Below are 22506 nucleotides of genomic sequence, written 5' to 3' on the forward strand. Positions count from 1 at the left end.
TCCCGGTCAGCGGGACTCACGACGAAATCCGGCGGCGCCGGAACTAGCGTCGTGATCGCCAGGACAGCGCTGCGGACGATGGGACTGCTTGATGAACCTGCCGAGAACCTCGGAACGCGAGGTCCCCGATGTACTCGCCCCGGCACAGCTCGGGCCGGTCACGCTACGCAACCGTATCGTCAAAGCGGCGACCTATGAAGGGCTGAGCAGGCGCAACCTGGTCACCGACGACCTCATCGACTTCCATGTCCGGCACGCTGCCGGTGGTGTCGGCATGACCACCGTCGCCTACTGTGCCGTGGCACCGGAGGGACGCACCGATCGGCACCAGATTCTCTGGCGGCCCGAGGCACTGCCCGGATTGCGCAAGCTCACCGAGGCGGTGCATGCCGAGGGCGCGGCGGTCTCGGCTCAGATCGGCCATGCCGGACCGGTGGCCAACCCGAGAGCCAACGGTGCCCCGGCGTTGGCACCGAGCCGGATCTTCCACAAGACCACGCTGAGTTTCACCCACGCCGCGAGCCGCGAAGATCTCCACCGCATCGTGCGGGCACACGCCGACGCCGCGGCGATGGCCGCCGAGGCCGGCTTTGACGCGGTGGAAGTGCACCTCGGCCACAATTACCTGGCCAGCTCCTTTCTGAGCCCGAAGTTCAACCGCCGCACCGACGCCTACGGCGGTAGCCTGCCGGACCGCGCCCGGCTGTCGCTGGAGATCGTGCGTGCGGTGCGAGAAGCCGTCGGGAATCGGATCGCGGTGATCGCGAAGCTGAACATGGACGACGGCGTGCCGGGAGGTCTCTGGCTCGACGAGGCGATCCCGGTGGCACGCTGGCTGGAGGAAACCGAGGCGCTGGATGCGCTGGAGCTTACCGCGGGCAGCTCACTGGCCAACCCGATGTATCTGTTCAAGGGCGATGCCCCGCTGCGGGAGTTCGCCGCGGCGATGCCGCAGCCGCTGCGGAGCGGCATCAAACTCGTCGGCAACCACGTGCTGCGGAGCTACCCGTACCAGGACGGCTACCTGCTCGCCGACGCCCGTCAGATCCGCGAGGCCGTCACGCTGCCACTGATCCTGCTGGGCGGCATCACCGGCAGGCCGATCATGGACCGGGCCATGGCGGAAGGTTTCCAGTTCGTGGCGATGGCGCGGGCACTGCTGCGCGAACCGGATCTGGTCGACCGGATCCGCGAGGACGCCACCGCGAAGTCGCTGTGCATCCACTGCAACAAATGCATGACCACCATCTACAGCGGGACGAGATGCGTCCTCGCCGAGCACGAGAGCCCGCGCAGTGCGTCCCGGCAGGCGCAGACCGCCGTGACACGGGAGGACGCGTGAGACACGAGACGATCGCCGAGCTGCTGCTGGACCGGCTGGGTGACGACCGGCCGGGCCTGCGGACCCGGCAGCAGGAATGGACCTGGGACGAGGTGGTGCGGGCCTCCGAGGCCCGTGCCGCGCTGGCGCGGTCGCTGCGCCGCGAGGGACCGTTCCACATCGGAGTCCTGCTCGACAACGTTGCCGAGTACGTGTTCTGGCTGGGGGGTGCGGCGCTCGCGGGCGCGACGGTCGTGGGCATCAACCCGACCCGGGGTGGTTCGGCCCTGGAGCAGGAGGTCCGGCACACCGACTGCCAACTGATCGTCACCGACCGGGACGGTATGGCACTTCTCGACGGGCTCGACATCGGTGTGGACCGCAGTCGATTCGTGCTGGTCGACGACCCGGCATACGACGATCAGGTGAGCGCGCACGCCGAGCAGCCGAGCCTCGATCCCGCCATCACCCCGCAGACCCGCATGTTGCTGCTGTTCACCTCCGGCACGACCGGTGCCTCCAAGGCGGCGATCTGCTCCCAAGGACGACTGGCCGGACTCGGGTATCAGAACAGCACCAAGTACGAGATCACCTCCGACGACATCTGCTACTGCCCGATGCCGCTGTTCCACGGCAATGCGCTGATGGCGCTGTGGGCCCCGGCACTGGCCGCCGGGGCGTGCGTGGCACTGACACCGAAGTTCTCCGCCTCCGGTTTCCTGCCGGACGTGCGCTGCTTCGAGGCGACGTTTTTCACCTATGTCGGCAAGGCCGTCAGCTACGTCCTCGCGCAGCCGGAACGCCCCGACGACGCCGACAACACCCTCACGCGCGCCTTCGGCACCGAGGCATCGCCGGAGGACCAGCAGGCCTTTCTGCGGCGGTTCGGGTGTCGACTCATCGAAGGATACGGCTCCAGTGAGGGTGCGGGGATGCTCAAACCTCTGCCGGAGGGGCCGCCGGGAGCCCTCGGGGTCGCGGCGAAGGACAGTGTGCGGATCGTCGACCCGGACACCCTGGAGCAGTGCCCTCCTGCCTCGCTCGACGGGCACGGCCGAGTGCGCAACGCGGAGGAGGCGATCGGCGAGATCGTCGATCACGCGGGTGCCGCCAAGTTCGAGGGGTATTACAAGAACGAGACGGCCAACGCCGAGCGCGTACGGCACGGTTGGTACTGGACCGGTGACCTGGGCTACTTCGATCAGGACGGTTACTTCTACTTCGCGGGACGCTCGGGCGACTGGATCCGGGTGGACGGCGAGAACATCTCCGCGCTGCTGACCGAGCAGGTGCTGCGCAGACACGGCGACGTGCTGGCGGCGACCGCGTTCGCGGTGCCCGATCCGCGCTCGGGTGATCAGGTGATGGCCGCGTTGGAGATCCCCGAGGGGAAGTCCTTCGACGACCTGGGACTGCCGGACTTCCTGGCGGGGCAGCAGGATCTGGGCGCCAAGGGCGCTCCTCGCTTCGTGCGGGTGTCGTATGCGCTGCCGACGACCGGTACGGGAAAGCTGCGCAAGAAGGAGATGCAGGCCGATGGTTGGCGCACCGCCGACGCGGTCTACCGCCGGACGGGCCGGGGCGGACCGGAATACGCCCTGCTGACCGAAGCGGACAAAACCGCACTGCACGACGAGTTCGCGGCCAGCGGTCGGCTGCGCTTCCTGCCGTGAGACCGCAGACCGACGAGGTACGGGAGACGCCGATGGACCTTCGAGAGACCGCCGCGCAGCGCGCACTGCGAACAGAGCTGCGCGCGTACTTCGCGAACCTGCTTCCCCCGGACGAGCGCAGACGTGTGGGGGAGCAGGGAGTCGGCGGTGACCGGTTCCGCGAGGTGGTCAAACGACTCGGCTCCGACGGCTGGCTCGGGATCGGCTGGCCGACCGAGTACGGCGGGCAGGGGCGCTCGGTCCAGGACCAGTACGTGTTCTTCGACGAGGTGCAGCGGGCCGGGCTGCCGTTCCCGTTCGTCACCGTCAACACGGTCGGCCCGACGCTGATGAGCCACGGTTCGGCCGAGCAGAAGGAACGTTTCCTGCCGGGAATTCTTTCCGGGGACATCGTGTTCGCGATCGGCTACACCGAGCCCGGCGCGGGAACCGACCTGGCAGCACTGTCGACGCGTGCGGCCCGCGATGGCGACGATTTCGTCGTCGACGGCAGCAAGATCTTCACCAGCGGAGCCAATACCGCCGACCACGTCTGGCTGGCGTGCCGCACCGACCCGGACGCGCCGAAACATCGGGGGATATCGATCCTCATCGTGCCGACCGATGACCCCGGGTTCTCGTGGAGTCCGATTCGAACCGTCGGCGGGATGATGGTGACGGCGACCTACTACAGCGGAGTCCGGGTTCCCCAGTCCCACGTGGTGGGGGAGGTCGACGGCGGCTGGCGGTTGATCACCACCCAGCTCAACCACGAGCGGATCGGCCTGGCAGCGCTCGGCGGGCGCATGATCCAGCTGTGGGAGCAGGTGCTGGACTGGGCCAAGGACAACGGGGCCATCGAGTTGCCCTGGGTACGGCAGGACTTCGCGCGCAGCTACGCACGGCTGGAAGCCATGCGGATGATGAACTGGAAGATGACCGGTGCGGTGGCCGCAGGCACGCTCTCGGGCGCCGACGCGGGCGCCGCCAAGATCTATGGAACCGAGACGCATATCGAGGTGCAGCGGACTCTGACGGGCATTCTCGGCGCGGCGGGCCGCATCCGGCCGGAGTCGCCGGGTGCAGCCCTCGCCGGTCAGGTCGAGCAGCTTTCGCGGCAGGGAATCGTGAACACCTTCGGTGGAGGAGTCAACGAGGTGCTGCGGGACATGGTGGCAACGCAGGGACTCGGTCTGCCACGGGCGAGGGGTGGCGCATGAGCGAGGACTACGAGCAGCGGCTGCAGGCATTCGTCGGCCGGGAGCTCCACGGTTGGCGAGCGGGGCAGGACCCGGTGAACCGGCCGATGATCCGCCACTGGACCGAGGCGATGGGCGACGACAACCCGGTGTACGTCGACGACGCGGCGGCCCGCGCCGCCGGACGTGCGGGGGTGGTGGCGCCGGCGTCGATGGTGCAGGCATGGACGATGCGGGGCTACGCCGCGACGGTGCGTCCCGAGGACTCCGGCGATGCCTCCGGCGAGTTGCTGGAGCTGCTTGCCGAAGGCGGATACACCTCCGTGGTCGCCACCGATTCCGAGTTCGGGTTCGAGCGCGAGCTCGAGCCCGGCGACCACGTCGGTGTGGCCGAGGTGGTGGAGTCGATCTCGGGGGAGAAGGAGACCGCGCTGGGCGCAGGCCGCTTCGTCACCACCCGCAAGACCTACCGGGACAGCAGCGGAGAACCGGTCGCGACGCAACGTTGGCGGACGTTGCGCTTTCGGACCGCCGAGCAGTCGAGCGAGCAGCCGAGCGAGCAGCCGGGTGCGCAGCGACCGCGCCCTGCGCTCAATGCCGACAACAGGTTCTGGTTCGACGCGGCGCGCGAGCACCGGCTGCTCATTCAGCGCTGCACCGCGTGCCTGACCCTGCGGCACCCACCCGGTCCGTGCTGCCCGGAATGCCGTTCCTTCGACTGGGACACCGTCGAAGCCTGCGGCCGGGGCAGTGTCCACAGCTTCGTGGTGAATCATCACCCGCGCCATCCCGCATTCGAGTATCCGCTCATCGTCGCGGTGATCGAGCTGGCCGAGGGCACCCGGCTCATCTCGAACCTGGTCGGCATCGCACCCGGGGACGTCCGGGTCGACATGCCGGTGACTCTCGAATGGCTGGATGCGGATCCGGAGCTGTCCCTGCCGGTGTTTCGCGCGACCGCAACGGAGGAGACCTAATGGACTTCACGCTGGGCGAGGAGCTGGAGACCGTGCGCGGACTCGCTCGCGAGATCTTCACCGACCACGCCACCACCGAGCGCGTCCGGGCCGCCGAAGCCGGCGAGAACCGGATCGATGCCGAGCTGTGGGAACAGCTCGCGCGGGCTGGCCTGCTCGGGACCGTGATCGACGAGGACGACGGCGGCGTGGGGCTGGGGATCGGCGGACTGTGCGTGCTGCTGCAAGAGCAGGGCAGGGTTGTGGCACCGGTCCCGCTGTGGTCGGCGGCGGTGGCTGCACTTGCCATCGCCGAGTACGGCACGCCGCAGCAGCGGGCGGCCGTGCTGCCCGGCGTCGTCGACGGCTCGGAACGGATCACCGTGGCCTTGGAGGAGTTCGGACCCGTTGCCGCGGCAGAGCCGGCATGTGTGGCCAAGTCGGACGGCTCGCGGTGGCGGTTGACCGGGGTGAAGGCGGTCGTGCCCACGCCGTTCGGGGCGGATCGGGTGTTGGTGGCCGCGATGACCGAGCAGGGGCCGGGACTGTTCTTGACCGCAACGGACGCCGAGGACCTGCGCTGGGAGCACTGCGAGACGACCGACCACGATGCCGGCGGGAACTTGCAGCTCGACGGGGCCCTGGCCGAGGCGGTCGGCGCTCCGGGCGGTGGCGTACTCGACATGGTGCTGCGGTGGGCGGAGGTGGCACTGTCGGCGTTGCAGCTCGGTGTCGCGGAGGGCGCGCTGGCCCATGCCGCCGAGTACCTGCGCGAGCGCGTGCAGTTCGACAGGCCCCTGGGCAGTCTGCAGGCCGTGCAACACCAGCTCGCGGACTGCTACATCGAGACCGACGCCATGCGGGTCACGCTGTGGCAGGCGGTGCAGGCGGTGACCGAACTGACCGACGGTCACGCGCCCGCGAGCGCGGTGCTGGTCGCCAAGTGGTGGGCCGGCGACAGTGGGCTGAACGTGGTGCATCGCGTTCAGCACGTGCACGGGGGGATCGGCGTGGACACCGACTACCCGGTACACCGGCACTTTCTCTGGGGAAAGCAGATCTCCGGGCTGCTCGGTGGTCCCAGCGCCACCCTCGATCGGCTCGGCTCCGTTCTCGTCGAAAGTGGTGCGCGGACATGACAACCACCGGATTTCCCACCGGCCGAGACTGCGACCGGATCGCTGTGGGGGAGAAGCTGCCGGTGCTCACCATCCCGCTGGACCGCACCATGATCGTGGCCACCGCGATCGCAAGTCGCGACTACCAGGACGTCCACCACGATCCCGAACTCGCCCGGCAGCGCGGTTCGCAGGACATCTTCATGAACATCCTGACCACCAACGGGCTGGTGGACCGATTCGTCACGTCCTGGGCGGGTCCTGCGGCCACCGTGAAATCGATCAGGGTCCGGCTCGGAGCACCGAACTACCCGGGGGACACGCTGGTGCTCTCCGGAGAAGTGTCCGCTGTGGACGATGGCGGAGTGGAGCTCTCGGTGCGGGGAGACAACAGCGAGGGCGTGCACGTCAGCGGGACGGTCACCATCGCGATTCCGAAGGGGAGCACCGCGTGAGCGCGCTGTCCGGCGCCGCGGCGATTGCCGGAATCGGCGCGACCGAATTCTCCAAGCAGTCCGGGCGCAGCGAGCTGCAACTGTCCTGTGAGGCGACGCTGGCAGCGCTCGCGGATGCCGGACTCGATCCTTCCGATGTGGATGGCCTGGTGACGTTCACCGCCGATACCAGCTCCGAGATCCACCTCGCACGCAACACCGGGATGGGCGAGCTGACGTTCTTCTCCCGTGTCGGCTACGGCGGCGGTGCCGCGTGCGGCACGGTGGCCCAAGCGGCGATGGCGATCGCGACCGGCGCGGCCGAGGTGGTGGTGTGCTATCGGGCGTTCAACGAGCGATCCGGCGAGCGGTACGGCCTCGGGCAGGCGGACCGGGCGATGGACACCGGAGCGGACCGCGCGGCGTACTCCTGGATGACACCGTACGGGCTGAACACGCCCGCGCAGTGGGTGGCGATGTTCGCCCGCCGCTACCTGCACGATTACGGCGCCACCAGCGAGGACTTCGGTCGGGTGGCGGTGACCGATCGCAGGCATGCCGCGAACAACCCCGCTGCTTGGTTCCACGGCAAGCCGATCACGCTGGCCGACCATCAGGCCTCGCGCTGGATCGCGGAACCGCTGCACCTGCTCGACTGCTGCCAGGAGACCGACGGTGGGCAGGCGCTCGTGCTGGTCTCGGCCGAACGTGCGGGCGACTTGCCGCACCCGGTGGTGGCTGTCCGCGCGGCGGCGCAGGGGTCGGGCAAGGACCAGCACATGATGACCAGTTACTACCGCCGTGGCATTTCCGGGATCCCGGAGATGGGACTGGTGGGTCGGCAGCTGTGGGCGCAGAGCGGACTCGGACCGGACGATATGGGTGCGGCCGTGCTCTACGACCATTTCACGCCGCTGGTTCTGCCGCAGCTCGAGGAACTCGGTTTCTGCCCCACCGGTACGGCGAAGGACTTCATCGCCGAGGGCAACCTCGAGCTCGACGGGCGGCTGCCCACCAATACCCACGGCGGGCAGCTCGGCGAAGCCTACCTGCACGGCATGAACGGCATCGCCGAAGCAGTCCGGCTCATTCGCGGCACATCGTGCAACCAGCCGCGCGAGGTCGGCAATGTCGTGGTCACCGCGGGAACGGGTGTGCCGACCAGCGGGCTGGTGCTGGGAGCGGAGCGATGAGCAGCATCGATCCGGCATCGTCGGATGCGACGTGCGTCGATGTGGTGAGGGCGAGGGGACGGTGCGTGGTATGTGGTGGGTGGCCGCCGATGCCCACGCGCCGCATACGGCGGCGTTCCTGGCGGCGGCCGGCGCCCTCACGCACCGCACGGTCGGCGGGTGGCGTGGTCTGGCTGCGGAGTACGCCGGTCTCGTCGACACCCACGTCCGGGTGAGTGAGCTCGCCACGGTCTGCGGTCTTCCCGCTGTGCCGGTGACCGTGATCTCCGCGGGACTGCAGCCTGCGAATCGTTTCGAACGAGCGGGACGGGAGCTGCTGCGCACCGAGGTGCACCGGCGGATCACCGCACTCAGCCCGTACGGACGCCACGTCGTCGCCGAGCACAGCGGCCACATGATTCCGCTGGACGAGCCGAAGATCGTTGTCGACGAGGTGTGCGCCATGCATCAGCACCTGCACACGAGGTGAGATCTCGCGGCATCGCTCGTGTCCGGACACCTCGTGGCACTGCGGGGTCGCTCGCCGAACCGCTGCCCACGACGCCGATCCGGCCATCGATCGGGGATCGACGTCGCATGTCCCGATTCCCCATAGCGCTGTTGTGGTTCGTGTGGATTCGTCCCATTCCTTCTGTCGTGCCGGCTGCCTACCTTCGAGTGGTCGGCTCATCGGCCTGGAGGAGGTCTCGTGCGATCCGTACTCGGGTTTCGTCGTGGATTCGGTGCTCGGAGGGGTGCTGCCGTGGTGGCCCCGGTGTTGGCTGCCTGCCTGCTGACCTCTGCGGCGGGTTTTCCTGCCGGTGCGGAAAGGGACGGCCGTTGCGCGGGGATGGAGCGTCTGCGGGTTCCGGGGGCGGCACACCAGCAGCGCTCCTGTCTGCCGGAGTTGACCACGGCGGGCACCGTGTCTTCCGGGCACACCGATCCCGCCGACTGGTCCGGCCTGACCCCGGCCGGGTTGCCGACACCGCGCGGTGTGCCCGGGATTCAGATCGACGGCTACTTCCCGGACGATTCGCACACCAACAACACCCACGGCTGGAACCACGACTCCCAGTTCGTCATCCGGTTGCCCGACGATTTCAACGGGGGTCTGGTCGTCAGCGGCAGCCCCGGTAACCGACAGCAGTACGCCAACGACCGTGCCATCGCCGACTGGGTGCTGGCGCGCGGTTACGCGTTCGCCGCCACCGACAAGGGCAACACCGGTCTGGACTTCCACCGGGATGGCGAGCGGCCCGGCGATGCCATCGCCGAGTGGAACCGGCGGGTGACGCAGCTGACGATCGCGGCGAAGGCCGTCGTCGCCCAGCGCTACGGCCGCGCACCCCAGAACACCCTCGTCACCGGGCTGTCCAACGGGGGGTACCTGGTTCGCTGGCAGTTGGAGAACCGGCCCGGCCTCTACGACGGTGGCGTCGACTGGGAAGGCACGCTGTGGCGAGTACAGGCCCCGAACCTGCTCGGGTACCTGCCGAAGGCCCTGCGTGCGTATCCGCGCTATGCCGACGGGGGTTCGGATGCCGACGAGGCGCACGCCGCGATGATCGAGGCGGGTTTCGCGCCCGGTTCGGAATTCCTGTGGCCGTATCACCACGAGATCTACTGGGAACTCACCCAGCGCATCTACCGCAAAGAGCTCGACCCGAGTTATCAGGGTGAGCCCGCCGATTACGACTACTCGGCCCGCAAGGACATCGTCGCCCCGGCCATCGAGAAGATCGCACTGACCGGCCGCATCAAACGCCCGCTGATCACCATTCACGGCACCCTGGACACACTGCTGCCGATCGGGACCGATTCGGACCTCTACGCCGACATGGTGCGTGAAGAAGGCCGAAACTCGCTGTACCGCTACTACCGCATCGAGGGAGGCAACCACGTCGACGGGCTGGTGGACGAGTTTCCGAAGCGATTGCGTCCGTTGACGCCGTGCCATCGCTCGGCGTTCGTGGCACTGGAGAGCTGGCTTGCGCAGGGCGTGCAGCCGCCGCCTTCCGGAACCGTCGCGCGCCCGGCCGACGCGACCCCGGCCGAGCTGCTGACCCGGTGCCGGTTGGGATGATCCGCGCCGAGTGCGGACCACCCGGCGCGGAGATTCTCCTCTCGGTTGCACCCTGCTGCGAGGAGTTGTGTGGTCAGCGTGGGTGTCCGATGCCCGGAGCGGGTTCGTCACGGCCGAAGTGGTTGCCCGATGCCCAGACGTGCATCCATCGGTCGTTTTCCTGTCGGTAGGCGTTTCCCCGTTTGTTGACCTCGACGGGTTTTGACTCGTGGTAGAACCAGTTCTTGTCGATATCGCAGCGATTATCCGGAATGCCGCGGATCGCGATGGCTTCCTGGTGGCGACTGTCGGGAAAGACGTCCATGGTGAACTGGAACGTATTGTGGTGAATCGCGATGGTACCGCCGGCGACCTTGCTGTCGTCGCCGGTATTCTGATTCAGCCCGTGCATGTCGAAGGCATGGCTGATCGGGTGCTTGCCGACCAGGTTGTAGCGGGCCGTGTAGCCGTTGCTGGAGTAGCCGAATCCGGCGATCGAGTGCCGATTGTAGTCGAAGTAGTTCCACTCGATCAGGGACTCCCCGTTGTACAGGTTCACCCCGTAACCATAGTGTTCCATGGGATTGTTGTGGATGCTGCAGTGGTCCACCCGGGCATGCACGGGGTAGTTTCCGCCTCCGACGGAGATCGCGGCGTGGGTGAAGCCATACATCTGACAGTTGTCCACGCGACAGTTTTCACCGAGGAAGTGAATGCCGCCGATCAGGTAATTGTCGTAGGCCTCATCGTCGTAGGGGTTGCCGTCGTATCCTTCCGGGTCCCAGTAGTTCGCCAGTCGCGGTCCCTGGATCCGCAGGCCGGTGAACCGTACGCGGTCGCCGCGGGTGATGTGCGCGTCGTCCTTGATCCGGATGATGTCCCCATCACCGGCCTTTTCCAGGGCATTTTCAGCCCGGCGACATCTTGAACCACGAAGTCCGGAAGATCACCGGGGCTGGCGTGATAGGTCTTGCCGCACCCGCGATATTGCAGAGGCAGAACACGCCGCACACGACTCTTTCACGCGAAAACCGGCCGTCGCTGGCCGAAACTTATCGAAATAAGAAATCTCGATGCATGTCAAGATGACTTTGACGGTATTCCAGAATACGGAAATTCGGGTACAAATGGTAATCAAGCATCGATGTGCTCACCACACAAGAACCGACATGAGGTGGCAACCGCACCGCCGCGGACAACGCGCCATAGTTACGAACTCAGCATTCGCCTCCGCAGTTCGGTCATTTTCCGGCATGATCGTCAACGTCCGAGGGGGATCCTCGACTGCGAGGCCGACACGCGTCAACACCCGAACACAATAGGAGTAGCACTCCCAAGGCGGCATCGCGAGCTATCGCTGACGCAGTAGGTCCTCCTGGAATATTCCACCGAATTGTCCCGCTTCGGTAGCATGTGAAAATCATGGGGATCATTGCTTCCGCCGCCCGATGGGCCTTCGCTGATGAGTCGTTCCACGAAGCAACCATCGACGGCATTTCGACGTTCTGCCCATGAAGAATTTCCTGGGGGACGTCCTCGGCGATGTCGCGGCAGCTACACAGACCATTGTGGACTGGGTCGAGCCGTGATTCACCTCTCCGGGCGGGTCCGGCCCCCACGGCGGGCATCGGTTCCGGGTGCCTCACCGTGTCACCCACATCACCCCAGTTCAGGTCACATTCCCTGACCTCGCCGGGCACTGTCTCCGAAGGTGGGGCACTTCAACTTGGTTTTCAGTCTCGAATCAGGTGGTCGCTTCCCGGCTGAGGCGGTGTGGCTGTGATGTTTGACAGGAGCGGGCAGTCCGGTTCTGCCGTGCTGGAACCTCGGAGTGCACCAAGCCGCCGAGGTGCCCGGTGTGGGCGTGGTCGGCGCGAGTGATCTGCCGCGCAACGCGCACAGCAACCACGTTGAGTACATGCTTGCGCTCGTGCTGTGCACGATTTCGATGGAGTGTTCGCTCTTGACATCGGATGCACCGGCTTGGATTCTAAGTATGATAATGATTAGTCTCGATTTTGGCTTTGAATGGCTGGTGGACGATGTCAGGACGAGGTGGATCCTGGGCTTCTCGCAAGCAGGGGAGGGGCGTCAGACACCGACGCCGAGTGATGCGGAGGGTCACCGGGGTTATCCTGGTTGGTCTCTTGTCTGCGGCATGTACTAGCGGGCAGGGTGGCTCTGCCACGGCAACACTTCGATTCCAGGAGCTCTACGCCCCGGGCAACGCTTTCGCCGATGCGACCAAGGCGTACGGAGACGCGGTTACCGAGGCGACCGATGGCCGAGTGAAGTTCGAGTATCATTGGTCCAACAGCGTCGTGGACTCCGACCAGGTTGCCGGTGCGATGCGGGACGGCCTACTGGACATGGCTCGGCTGCAGCCACCGGCCAGCCCGGAAAAATTCCCGATCACCAACTGGCTCGCATCGGCTGCCCACCAAAGCACCAGGGCATTCCCAGCAGGGCTCCTTCAACAGATCGGTGCCCATCTGGAGTTTGCATTGAACTCCCGGGTCCTGGAGGAGGAACTGAAAGAGCTCGGGATCCGGTATGTGGCACCACTGGCGCTGGTGCAGCAGTACGACCTGTTCTGCCGAAACTCCATCACGTCCTTGCAGGATTTGCAGGGAACCCCGATCCGGGTCGCGGGAGAAACCTGGGTCAAGGAAGCGGAGAACCTCGGTGCGCAGCCGGTTACTCTGCCTGCTGCAGAGATCTACGAGGGTTACCAACGCGGTGTCGTCGATTGCGTGATGACCTATCCGACCCACTATATCGATTCGGGACTGTGGGAACTCGGCGGACACTACGTTCCGGTGAGCTTGACGGGCTGGAATCAGGATGCCATCGCCATCAGTCGATCCACCTGGAAGGAGCTGTCCGCGGAGGAACGCCGGGAATTGCTGAGCAATGTCCGCGTCTGGATCGAGACTTTCGTCCAGCAGCAATTGGACAAGTACTGGCGGTTCGCGGCAAAGGCTCCGCAGCACGGAGTCGAAATGCTCGAACCCAGTCCCGAGATCCAGGCGAAGGTCGACAAGCACCACGAGCGCGTACGCGAAAGCATGATCGAGAGCGCGCCCGAAGGTGTGCAGAACCCGGCTGCGCTCCTTGATCGTTACGAGCAGCTTCACGGAAAATGGCTCGGGATCATTCAGGAGCTCGGATTCAATACCGATGGTACGGGCCTTCGTGACTGGATGGAAAGCCTCGGCAGCGGCTCGCAGCCACCGGAGATCAATCTCGACCCCTGGTTGGATCGGGTTATGCAGGAGGCGTACGCGCCGCTGTTGTCGGAAATCAAATGACGGGTTTCCCGCCATAAATCCGGGTCCTCTGCGTGGAAGGAGTCGAGTATGGAGTCGACGGGCACGGTTCGTGCTGCCGGTCATCGGCAAGTAACAGTCATCGGCCGATACCTGTCACGAGGGTTCTGGGGATTCGTCACGGTACTGGCGGGGACAGCGGTAATCTTGCTTCTGCTGACGGTGGTCCTCAATGTGGCACTGAGGTACTTGGCCGGTGCCGGTATCCAGGCAGCGAATGCCATGGTCACAAACTGGTGGATGGCGCCGATAGCGATCCTCGGCCTGGCCATGGCGCAGCGGGAGGGCAGTCAGATCCGGGTGGATTTCGTGATCGATTCCCTGCCGCCGGCGATGAAGCGGTTGATCGAGCCAGTCGTGTTGGCTGTCGTCGCCGGATTCGGTCTCCTGCTTGCCTACATGGGGCTGCAGGAAGCGCTCGTGCAGATGGAACTCGGAGAGTACACAACGGTTGGCAGTCTTCCGATTTGGCCTGTTCGCTTCGCTGTTCCGCTCGGATTCTTCGCACTTGCGGTCGCAGCCGTCACGAGAGCTCTGCGACTCTGTCAATGCCGAAGGAGCATCTCGGATGAGTGACACCATTACGGAGTTCGGGTCGGGTACGGGACATCAGCAGGAGTCACAGCAGGACGGCACTGCGTCGGCCGGCATGCGACGTTTCAGTTCTGCGGTTGTGTTGCTGTCACCTATCGTGATTGTCGGCGGTGTCGTTGCCATGTTTGGTGACGTCGCCGGTGAGGTGCAGGGCATTGCAGCCATTGTCCTGATGTTCTGGCTGTTGCTCCTGCGTGTTCCGGTTGGGATCGCATTGGGGATCACGGGAGTTCTCGGCCTCTGGGGAATGGGAAGTCTCTCCGGTGCCGTCAATACCCTGCAGAATTCTCCGTGGACGACATCCGCTAGTTGGGCTCTCAGCGTCATCCCGATGTTTGTGCTCATGGGCATGTTGCTTGAGCGAAGCGGTGTGGCACGGGACATCTTTCAGGCCGTCCGCGCGCTTCTGGGGCGGTTTCCCGGTGGCTTGGCGATCAGTACGAATTTCGCCGGTGCCGCCATGGGCGCGGCGAGCGGTTCCACGCTCGGCATCACGTATACGGTCGGTAGAATCGCTATTCCCGAGATGGTCCGCAATGGATATGATCGTCGCTTTTCGGCTGCTGCCGTACTGACGGCGGGTACCGGTGGGCAGCTCATTCCGCCGAGCATCCTGCTCGTCGTCTACGCCGGAATTGCTCAAGTGCCTGTCGGGCAGCAGCTGATTGCCGGTTTTGTACCCGGTATCGCGGTGCACGCGGTCTACGCGCTGATGATGGTGGCAATTGTTCTCATGCGGCCACGGATCGCCCCCACATCGGGGGAGGCACGACTGCGCGGCCTGGAACGACTCCGTAAGGGGGTGGGGATCTGGCCGGTCCTGCTGCTCATCGTCGTCGTTCTCGGGGGGCTGTATCAAGGTGTCTTCACGTCCACCGAGGCCGGCGCGTACGGTGTGCTCGCCGCGATGTTCGTCGTACTCGTATTACGAGGGCCATCGGTACTGGTCAAATCCGTCCTGCCTGCGACGAGAGATACCGCCGTTGCGGTCGGTGCGGTTTTCCTGATCCTCATCGGTGGTGCGATGTTCGGGCGTTTCATGGCCTTGAGCGGGTTGCCTCGTGGCTTCGCCGAGTGGTTGGAAAGCGCGAACGCGGGTCCTGTCCATTTCATGCTCCTGGTACTGGTGATGTATCTGGCTCTGGGAATGTTCATGGATCCCATGGCCATGATGCTGATCACGGTCCCTATCCTGTTGCCGGTGGCAACCGCTGTCGGGATCGATCCGATTGTGTTCGGCGTGTTCGTCGTCCTTCTCGGTGAACTTGCCGTGCTCACTCCACCGGTCGGCATCCTTGTCTTCGCGGTGCACCGCATTGCGCGGGACAGCGGAGTCAACCTGAGCCTGAGTGAAGCATTCCGGGGAGTTTCGTGGTTCTACCCCGTTACGTTGTTGGTTGCTCTCGCGATGGTGCTATATCCCGAGTTCGTGCTGTGGCTTCCCGGACTCATGGATTAAGCAGTTGATCCGGGACGGAGTGCTTGCCGAAGTTCGGGCACATTGCCGCGGTGTGGGCATTCGAATCGGGGAACGCACCGAGCACGCTCGGTGCGTTCCCCGCTGGTCCTGATGCTTGCACTCGATACGGCGCTCAGCTGTCGGCCGCTATACCTTGTGCCAGCCAGCCACCGTCGATCGGCACAACGACTCCCGTGATGTAACTCGACAGTGGTGTACCGAGGAAATACGCCAGCTCGGCGACTTCCTCGGGTTTTCCGAACCGGTTCATCGGTATGCGGTTCAGGAAGCTGTCCGAGTTGATGACGCCTCGGCGAATCGCCTTCGACGACAGTGGTGTCTCGATCGATCCCGGGGCAATACCATTCACTCGCACTCCGTCCGGTGCCCACTCGGATGCGAGGCTTCGGACCAGTCCGGCCACGCCGGCCTTGGCCGCACCATACGCCGCGCGCCCCGGAAAGCCGACATGACCGTTGATGGAGGACAGAACGATGATCGATCCGCCGTTCGACATCGCCGATGCGGCTTGTCGCGCACCCACGAAACACCCCGTCAAATGTACGTCCAGCATCTTTCGCCATGATTCGAGCGAGTAGTCGAAGCTGGGGCCGGACTCATGGTGACCGGCATTGCCGATGAAGGCACGCAGGCCGCCCGGCACGGCTGCTGCGCGTGCGCATGCTGCGGTCACCGCAGACTCGTCGACCACATCCGCCTCGACTGCAGTGTGCGATCCGGGACCTGGCCAGGAGCGTGCTGAACGCTCGATCGCTTCCGCGTCACGATCGAGCCCGAAGACCGTGAAACCGCTGCGAGCGAATCGCTCGGCGATGGCGGCACCAATTCCCCGTGCAGCTCCGGTGACCATGATGGACCCGGAAGTGCTCGTGTCAGCCATTGGCCGGCTCCTTCATGTCGATGTCAGATGTATGCTGCGCTGTACGTCTATCTGCTTTCGAGCGATTAGCCATTGACCTCCGATCAGCTGTACGATGTCGCTGTACTCGCCGAACACGATCCATTGCGCGCTCGTCGACTCCATGGCCGCCTCGAAATACGCGGTCACATACGCGCGGTCACCTGCGAGCTCGATGTCCACGTTCGTGATTAGATGTTTGCTCCACCGTATCTCCGAATCGAAGACGCCGCGATAGAACTTCAGAAAAGATTCGCTGCCCACGCGCACGCCGTCCACACGTTCCAGTTCGACATCGTCGGTAATCAGGCGCTGCAGGTCGGTCAGGTCATGAGTATCCACCGCACGGGCATATGCATGTAGGGTGTCCTGTGCTTGCTGGCGATGCAACAACATTTCAAGCGCTGCAGCATTCTCGATCGTCATGGTTCTCGATCACTCCTCCGGCTCCGGTGCCGATCTGCGTGGAATTCCGCTGCGAGGTGAAATTCCGGGCATGGCGGGAAGAAGTACACTGTCGAATTTGTGGTGGCCAAGCGGGCCGGCGCTGCGTTCGAGAATCTGCAGTGCCGGCCACGGTAGTAGATTGAGCATCTTTGATTTTATTCCCTCGAAGACATCGCTCATCCGCCGGCCGTATCGATACCGGGGAGCGGTGGCGTGTGCGGGAGGACGTCGTTGACCGTCCGCCCTGGTCGGAATACCGGAAGCATCGCCAGGCATGCAACGCTGAGCATCAGCAGGATGCCGTATCCTGCAGTAAACCCACCGGTCAGATCGCGCATTGAACCGAGTAGCAGTGGGCCCGCGGCACCGGCAAGAAATGACACGGACAGAACCATGGCGCCCAGGCGGCCGGCTTCGGATTGGGTGCTCGTCGCATCCTGGATCAGAATCAGGGCCAGGGAGGACGCGCCACCGACACCGGTTCCGAACAGCATGACCGCCGGGAGTGCGAGCGTGGTGGGGGCCAGCACCATGAGCGAGAGTCCTGTGCCGGTACTGACCACGGTGAGCGCCAGCAGTGGGCGCCGGTCTCGTGTGAAGTCGGTCAGCAGCGGCAGGCTCAGCATCGCGCCGAGCTGGATGATCTGGAAGAGAGCGAAAAGACCGGCAGCATGCTGTGGCGAGAAGCCATGGTGGACGAACGTCGGAGCGATCCAAGCTACTCCACTGAAGCCGATCAGCATGTTCAGAGTGGTGAACGTGGTGATCCGGCGTGCTGTGGGGCTGTGCCAGGGGAGTCGCCCACGCGCCACCCCCTGAAGCACCGGATCCCGTGGCGCAGCGGCGGACAGCCGCGGAAGCAAGGCCGACCAGCAAATGGTGGTGATGCCTGCGGCCAAGCCCCACAGGGCCAGGGCGGGACGCCAGCCTCCGAGCAGGTCCGCGGTGGGACCGGCGATCCACGCTGCGATGGCCACGCCCCCTGCCATCGCCATCGAGTAGACGCCCGTTGCGGCTCCCGGAATACGGGGTAGGTGGTGGAAGATGAGCCCGGGCATCAGTGAGGAGATCCCGCCCATCCCGATGCCCGCCAAAGCGGTCGAGAAGAGCAGGGTCTCGATCGAGCCGACCCAGAAACGCATGAGACTGCTGACCGCGAGCACGCCGAGCAGTATCGCCGCAGTGCCTTCCGCACCGATCCGTGCGGCAACGAGCTGCGAGACCGGGGCGAACAGCCCCATGCACAGGATCGGTACCGAGGTCAACAGCGCTGCGGTGCTCGCCGAGAGCACGAGGTCCTCGCCGATGGAGTCGAGCAGTGGCGGAATGGCTCCCAACGTCGCTCGTAGATTGAATCCGATCGCTGCAACGATGGACACGAGCAGCCATGCCGGGAGCCGAATGTGCGCCCCGGCCTGTGCAGGCGGCATTGGATTCATCGGGACCGTGTCACCGAATGATGGTCGAATCGATGGGGATTCCGTCCGGAACCGTCCCGGCGTCGATGGCCTTTCGTGCCTCGATCATCCGCCTTGGCTGGTCGATGCTGAGATGCGCGGTGAGCTTGCCGTCGGTGTCGAGCCAGGCGGCTGCCCATTTCTCGGTGTCGTCGCCGCGAACGAGGACGGTGTCCGTGGGCGTGTGGTGGCCGACGTACTGGAGCTTGTGGCCGAACTGATCGCTCCAGAAGTAGGGAACGGGGTCGTGTACGGGCAATTCCTCCGATGGACCGGCAAGAACCGTTCCCGCGACGGTCTCCGCTGCAGCGCGTGCATCATCCCAGTGCTCGACGCGCAGGCGTGCGTTCCAGCGCGGTGACCACCGGGCCGCGACATCTCCGAGAGCATGGACGCCGGGCTGTGATGTCCGCAGGTGCTCGTCGACGAGCACGCCGCGCTCCAGGGCCACTCCCGACCCCTCGAGCCAGGAGCTCTCCGGACGCACGCCGATTCCGGTGACGACCACATCCGCGTCCAGGTGCTCACCACCGAGCAGATGCACTCCGTGCTCGGTGATCTCTTCCACCTCGACGCCCAGACGTAGATCCACCTCGGACCACCATGGCCGGAGCAATTCGGCGATCTCCGAACCGAGCGCGAGCTCGAACGGGGCGCGCCCTTGTTCCACGCAGGTCACCGAGCAGCCCTGCTTCAACGCTGCGGTGGCGATTTCGGCACTGATCCAGCTGGCCCCGGCCAGCACCACGCGTCGGCCGGGCCGGAGTTCCGCCCGGAGTGCGGCAGCATCCTCGCAGGTCCGCACCGTGAACTGGCGCCCAGATCCGGGGAGTCGTGCGGGGAAGGCTCCGGTCGCAATGACGAGTGCGTCATAGGCCAACTCGCCGCCGGTGGTCTGCACGATCCGTGCCTGCGGATCCAGGCCGGTGGCGCTCGTGCCGAGTCGCACATCCACCGACAGAGCATCGAAGTCGGTGCGCAAAGTCGTGTCGTGTTCCCCGGCCAGTACGGCCTTGGTCAGCGGGGGGCGGTCGTAGGGCGCATACCGCTCGGAGCCGAGCATGATCAGCTCACCCGCATACCCCTTCGAGCGCAATTGCTCGCACGTCCTTGTCGCGGCCAGCCCACCGCCTGCGATGACGATCCGGTCCATCGGATGCCTTACCTCCCTCGGTGGTTCAGCGATGGTTCAGCGGTGCTGCGAATCGGACAACAGGCGCTTTCCGGGAGTGAACCGTGCCGGGATGCGGACGTAACCCATGTTGGTGCCCTGGTGCGGATAGCGTTGCAACGCATCGAAGTCCACGGTGTAGTCGGGCATGCGGGTCAGCACCGAGGACAGCAGTGTCTTGGCCATCAGCCTGCCGAGATGGGAGCCGGCACAGCGGTGGATGCCGACCCCGAACGCCGTGTGCCGGTTCGGCCACCGGTCGATGTCGATGTCGTCGGGATTGTCGAACTGTCCCTCGTCGCGATTGGCCGAGGACCACGACAACAGCACCCGGTCGCCTTCCTGCATCGGGCAACCCCGGAACTCGGTGTCCTCGGTGACCGTCCTGGCCAGTGCCTGCGTCGGTGAGAAGTAGCGCAGGAACTCCTCCACGGCCCGGTCGAGCAGGCTCGGGTCGTCGATCAGACGCCGGCGCACATCGGTGTGCCGGGCGAGCCACACCAGGGTCTGGCTCACCAGCGACGCCGTCGTGCCGACCCCGCCTGCGATCAGCAGTTCGACGATGGAGAACACCTCGTCGTCGGTGATCGACCGCTCGTCGACCTCCTGGGCGACCAGGTAGCTGATGACGTCGTCCTGCGGATCTGCTCGCCGGGCGGCGATCGTCTGCCACATCTGTTCGGACAGGTAAGGGAGGTCGACCTGGGTGGCCTGGGTGTACTCCTCGCTGCCCGGCACCGCGGCCAGCACCGCATGATGGGCCCTGGAGTAGCGCTTCCAGTCCTCGATCGGAAGTCCCAGCCAATCGATGGTGACCAGCGCGGGCACGCCGATGACGGAGGTGAGGTCGCACTCGCCGCTTTCGATGACGCTGTCGATGAACGCCGTGACGTGATGCTCCACCATCCCCCGCATCTGCTCGACCGCGGCAGGCGATGTTATGCGATTGACAATCTTGCGGTACTTCCGAAAGTTCGGCGGATCGACTTCGATGGGGATGTGGTAGTGCATCGGTGTTTTGGGGATGACCACGGACAGGCCCTCCCCGCCGGAGGAGTTGCGTTCCGAGGAGAACACGTCGTCGTTGCGGGCGGCTTCGAACACGCTCTCGTAGTCGGCCAGGACCCAGTATCCGCCGTGAGCTTCGGTCCAGCCCAACCCGTGGCTCTTTCGCAGGGCGCGGTACGAGGCGACGGGATCCTCCGAGTGCTCTTGCGAGTTGTGGTCGAAGTGGATCACGGGGCAGCGCTGCTCGCCGGTCATGCGTCCGGTGTCCTTCCGTCGCGGTTGCTGTTCAAGTGATAATGGTTATACTAGATATCGCTGTTGTCAATGTCACGGGAAATGTTTCCGGCAAGGAGGAATCATGCGTGTTCAGGTCGATGCCGGTCAGTGTCAGGGACATGGGCTGTGCCAGATGACCTCTCCCGAAGTGTTCGCCCTGCGGGACGAGGACGGACATGCCTACCCACTTCACGAGGAGGTCGGTTCGGACCTCGCCGAGGCGGCGCGCAGCGGCGCGGACGCCTGTCCCGAACGGGCGATCAGCGTCGAATGACGCGCACGATGGGTGCTGTGTCGGCTCTCAGCGCGGCGTGCTGTCCCAGTCGATGACCTGGGTGAGTACCTCGGGGTACTTGCGCTGAGCATAGCGGGTGTAGGCATCGATGTGCTCCCGCATGTGCCGTTCCGACTCCTGCGGGTCCCGCTTGCTCAGCGCCTCGAGGATCTCCTGGTGGGCTGTGATGATCGCCGACCGTCGGTGAGTCGGGTAGTCGATGCCGATGACGGTGCCGTCCATGATCCCCAGCAGCGAGTCGAGCATGTAGCCGAACAAGGTGTTTCCCGAGGACCACGCGATGGTGTCGTGGAACCGCTTGTTGGCCTCCAGGAACACGGACTGGTCGTCGAGATTGTCGCGCATCTGGTCGATGGTGGAGCCGAGTTCCCGGAGTGACTCGTCGGTGATCCGCTCTGCAGCGAGGCAGCTGATCATGGGTTCGAGTGCCGACCGGACTTCGACGATGGTCTGAAATGGGGCCTTTTTCATCTGCATGAGCAGCACGACCGTGCTGGCGAGGTGGGTGGCATCGGGGTCGAGGAGGACGGGGCCTCCCCGCGGGCCCGGCTTGAGGGCGATCACCCCTTGGAACTCCAGCAGCCGCAGTGCTTCGCGGAGTGTGCCGCGGCCGACGTCGTAGTTCTCCAGCATCGTTCGCTCGGGGGGAAGCAGGTCCCCCGGGGCGAGTAGATCGCGTCCGATGTCGCGCACGATGCGCTGCGCGACGAACACGGCGGTCTTTGTCCGCTTGTTGCTTGTGCTCATGTCCCCTCCTGTTGGGATATTGGTTTCACAACAAGGATTATCATGATAATGATTACATCATACTTGTCCGGTTTTGTCCGAGCGGTACGACCGGAGAGACCCGACGAGAAGGAGAAGGGCTCATGGCAGATATCCTGACCGAACGAAAAGGCGACACCCTGTGGATCCGCCTGAACCGCCCCGAGCGCCGCAATGCCTTCGATCCCGCCATGTCCGGCGCCATCACCGAGGCTTTGCAGGACGCCGCTTCCATGCGGACGGTGGTCATCACCGGATCGGACGGCAGCTTCTGCGCCGGTGGTTCGCTGCAGCAGTTGGGCACGCCGACGACCGGGGAGATGCGTGGGCTCTACCAGTCGTCGTTGCAGATGCTCGATGCCATCCGTACCTGTCCACGGCCGGTGATCGCCGCGGTGAACGGTGCCGCTGCCGGCGGTGGCAACGAGCTCGTGATGGCCTGTGATCTGGCGATCGCCGCCCGCTCGGCCACCTTCGGGCAAACCGGACCGAAGGTGGGCAGTGCTCCGGTCACCGGCGCCACCAATGTTCTGGGCGTGCAGATCGGGGAGAAGCGGGCCAAGGAGATGGCGATGCTCTGCCGGCGGTACTCGGCCGAGCAGGCCGAGGACATCGGCCTGATCAACGAGGTGGTCGAGGACGATCAGCTCGTCGACTCCGTCACGGCGTGGTGCGATGAGTTGGCGATGCTCAGCCCGCGGTACCTGGAGATCACCAAGATCAGCTCCAACATCTGGTGGAACTCCGCGCGGGACTCCTTCAGCTCGGGGCTGGGCATGCTCGTGCAGGCTGTGGGAAGCGCCGATATGGTCGAGGGGGCCACCGCTTTCCTGGAAAAGCGGCGCCCCGGTTTCCCCGAGCCGGAGTGA

The 22506-nt window shown here is 65.1% G+C and carries 22 protein-coding genes; 15 read left to right on the plus strand and 7 right to left on the minus strand.

What is annotated here, in order from left to right:
• Positions 1-91: 91 nt before the first annotated feature.
• From JOF55_RS20275 to JOF55_RS20315, 9 genes are all read left to right on the plus strand, one after another.
• Entirely contained in the window at positions 92-1342 is a 1251-nt protein-coding gene (locus JOF55_RS20275) for an NADH:flavin oxidoreductase (RefSeq protein WP_310276750.1), read from the plus strand.
• Positions 1339-2994: a steroid-22-oyl-CoA synthetase gene (gene casI, locus JOF55_RS20280; protein ID WP_310276753.1), complete on the plus strand. Its 1656-nt coding sequence runs from the start codon at positions 1339-1341 to the stop codon at positions 2992-2994. Before JOF55_RS20275 ends, casI begins: the two co-directional genes overlap by 4 nt.
• A 32-nt stretch (positions 2995-3026) precedes the next feature.
• Positions 3027-4193, plus strand: coding sequence for an acyl-CoA dehydrogenase family protein (locus JOF55_RS20285; RefSeq protein WP_374727567.1), 1167 nt, complete (start codon positions 3027-3029; stop codon positions 4191-4193).
• On the plus strand, positions 4190-5149 hold the full coding sequence (locus JOF55_RS20290) for a bifunctional MaoC family dehydratase N-terminal/OB-fold nucleic acid binding domain-containing protein (RefSeq protein WP_310276759.1): 960 nt from the start codon (positions 4190-4192) through the stop codon (positions 5147-5149). The genes JOF55_RS20285 and JOF55_RS20290 overlap by 4 nt, the downstream gene beginning before the upstream one ends.
• Positions 5149-6267, plus strand: a complete 1119-nt coding sequence (locus JOF55_RS20295; RefSeq protein ID WP_310276762.1) for an acyl-CoA dehydrogenase family protein — start codon at positions 5149-5151, stop codon at positions 6265-6267. Before JOF55_RS20290 ends, JOF55_RS20295 begins: the two co-directional genes overlap by 1 nt.
• Positions 6264-6701: a MaoC family dehydratase gene (locus JOF55_RS20300; RefSeq protein WP_310276765.1), complete on the plus strand. Its 438-nt coding sequence runs from the start codon at positions 6264-6266 to the stop codon at positions 6699-6701. The genes JOF55_RS20295 and JOF55_RS20300 overlap by 4 nt, the downstream gene beginning before the upstream one ends.
• Positions 6698-7873, plus strand: a complete 1176-nt coding sequence (locus JOF55_RS20305; RefSeq protein WP_310276767.1) for a lipid-transfer protein — start codon at positions 6698-6700, stop codon at positions 7871-7873. Before JOF55_RS20300 ends, JOF55_RS20305 begins: the two co-directional genes overlap by 4 nt.
• Before the next feature lie 31 nt (positions 7874-7904).
• Positions 7905-8342 carry a hypothetical protein gene (locus tag JOF55_RS20310; RefSeq protein WP_310276770.1) on the plus strand — a complete coding sequence of 146 codons (438 nt, stop codon included), beginning with the start codon at positions 7905-7907 and terminating at the stop codon, positions 8340-8342.
• A 219-nt stretch (positions 8343-8561) separates the two neighbouring features.
• A complete protein-coding gene (locus tag JOF55_RS20315; RefSeq protein ID WP_310276774.1) occupies positions 8562-9938 on the plus strand; it encodes a 3-hydroxybutyrate oligomer hydrolase family protein in 1377 nt (458 codons plus the stop codon).
• 73 nt (positions 9939-10011) lie between these two features.
• Here JOF55_RS20315 and JOF55_RS20320 read toward each other — a convergent pair whose 3' ends face one another.
• Positions 10012-10497: a hypothetical protein gene (locus JOF55_RS20320; protein ID WP_310276777.1), complete on the minus strand. Its 486-nt coding sequence runs from the start codon at positions 10495-10497 to the stop codon at positions 10012-10014.
• A gap of 75 nt (positions 10498-10572) precedes the next feature.
• On the opposite strand from JOF55_RS20320, the gene JOF55_RS20325 reads away from it, so the two are divergent.
• The 4 genes from JOF55_RS20325 to JOF55_RS20340 all read left to right on the plus strand — a co-directional run bounded on the left by JOF55_RS20325 (position 10573) and on the right by JOF55_RS20340 (position 15299).
• On the plus strand, positions 10573-10845 hold the full coding sequence (locus JOF55_RS20325; RefSeq protein ID WP_310276780.1) for a hypothetical protein: 273 nt from the start codon (positions 10573-10575) through the stop codon (positions 10843-10845).
• A gap of 1183 nt (positions 10846-12028) precedes the next feature.
• Positions 12029-13228: a TRAP transporter substrate-binding protein DctP gene (gene dctP, locus JOF55_RS20330; protein WP_310278478.1), complete on the plus strand. Its 1200-nt coding sequence runs from the start codon at positions 12029-12031 to the stop codon at positions 13226-13228.
• Positions 13229-13276: 48 nt separating this feature from the next.
• Complete coding sequence (locus JOF55_RS20335; RefSeq protein ID WP_310276782.1) at positions 13277-13822, plus strand: TRAP transporter small permease; 546 nt, start codon at positions 13277-13279, stop codon at positions 13820-13822.
• A 190-nt stretch (positions 13823-14012) separates the two neighbouring features.
• Complete coding sequence (locus JOF55_RS20340; RefSeq protein ID WP_310278480.1) at positions 14013-15299, plus strand: TRAP transporter large permease; 1287 nt, start codon at positions 14013-14015, stop codon at positions 15297-15299.
• 133 nt (positions 15300-15432) lie between these two features.
• Here JOF55_RS20340 and JOF55_RS20345 read toward each other — a convergent pair whose 3' ends face one another.
• The 5 genes from JOF55_RS20345 to JOF55_RS20365 form a co-directional block, all read right to left on the minus strand.
• The gene (locus JOF55_RS20345; protein ID WP_310276785.1) at positions 15433-16200 is read right to left on the minus strand and encodes an SDR family NAD(P)-dependent oxidoreductase; all 768 of its coding nucleotides are present in this window, start codon (positions 16198-16200) and stop codon (positions 15433-15435) included.
• 12 nt (positions 16201-16212) lie between these two features.
• The gene (locus JOF55_RS20350; protein WP_310276788.1) at positions 16213-16644 is read right to left on the minus strand and encodes a nuclear transport factor 2 family protein; all 432 of its coding nucleotides are present in this window, start codon (positions 16642-16644) and stop codon (positions 16213-16215) included.
• 197 nt (positions 16645-16841) lie between these two features.
• The gene (locus tag JOF55_RS20355) at positions 16842-18095 is read right to left on the minus strand and encodes an MFS transporter (protein WP_310276791.1); all 1254 of its coding nucleotides are present in this window, start codon (positions 18093-18095) and stop codon (positions 16842-16844) included.
• Between the two features lie 19 nt (positions 18096-18114).
• Positions 18115-19275, minus strand: a complete 1161-nt coding sequence (locus JOF55_RS20360; protein WP_310276794.1) for an NAD(P)/FAD-dependent oxidoreductase — start codon at positions 19273-19275, stop codon at positions 18115-18117.
• Between the two features lie 36 nt (positions 19276-19311).
• Positions 19312-20556 (minus strand): cytochrome P450, encoded by a 1245-nt coding sequence (locus tag JOF55_RS20365; protein WP_310276797.1) that lies wholly within the window; start codon positions 20554-20556, stop codon positions 19312-19314.
• 103 nt (positions 20557-20659) lie between these two features.
• Here JOF55_RS20365 and JOF55_RS20370 point away from each other — a divergent pair, with 103 nt between their 5' ends.
• Entirely contained in the window at positions 20660-20851 is a 192-nt protein-coding gene (locus JOF55_RS20370; protein ID WP_310276800.1) for a ferredoxin, read from the plus strand.
• A 27-nt stretch (positions 20852-20878) separates the two neighbouring features.
• On the opposite strand, the gene JOF55_RS20375 is transcribed toward JOF55_RS20370, so the two are convergent.
• The gene (locus JOF55_RS20375) at positions 20879-21619 is read right to left on the minus strand and encodes a FadR/GntR family transcriptional regulator (RefSeq protein WP_310276803.1); all 741 of its coding nucleotides are present in this window, start codon (positions 21617-21619) and stop codon (positions 20879-20881) included.
• Between the two features lie 122 nt (positions 21620-21741).
• On the opposite strand from JOF55_RS20375, the gene JOF55_RS20380 reads away from it, so the two are divergent.
• Complete coding sequence (locus JOF55_RS20380) at positions 21742-22506, plus strand: enoyl-CoA hydratase/isomerase family protein (protein ID WP_310276806.1); 765 nt, start codon at positions 21742-21744, stop codon at positions 22504-22506.

The sequence above is a fragment of the Haloactinomyces albus genome (assembly GCF_031458135.1).
In the GTDB taxonomy this organism is placed as follows: Bacteria; Actinomycetota; Actinomycetes; order Mycobacteriales; family Pseudonocardiaceae; genus Haloactinomyces; species Haloactinomyces albus.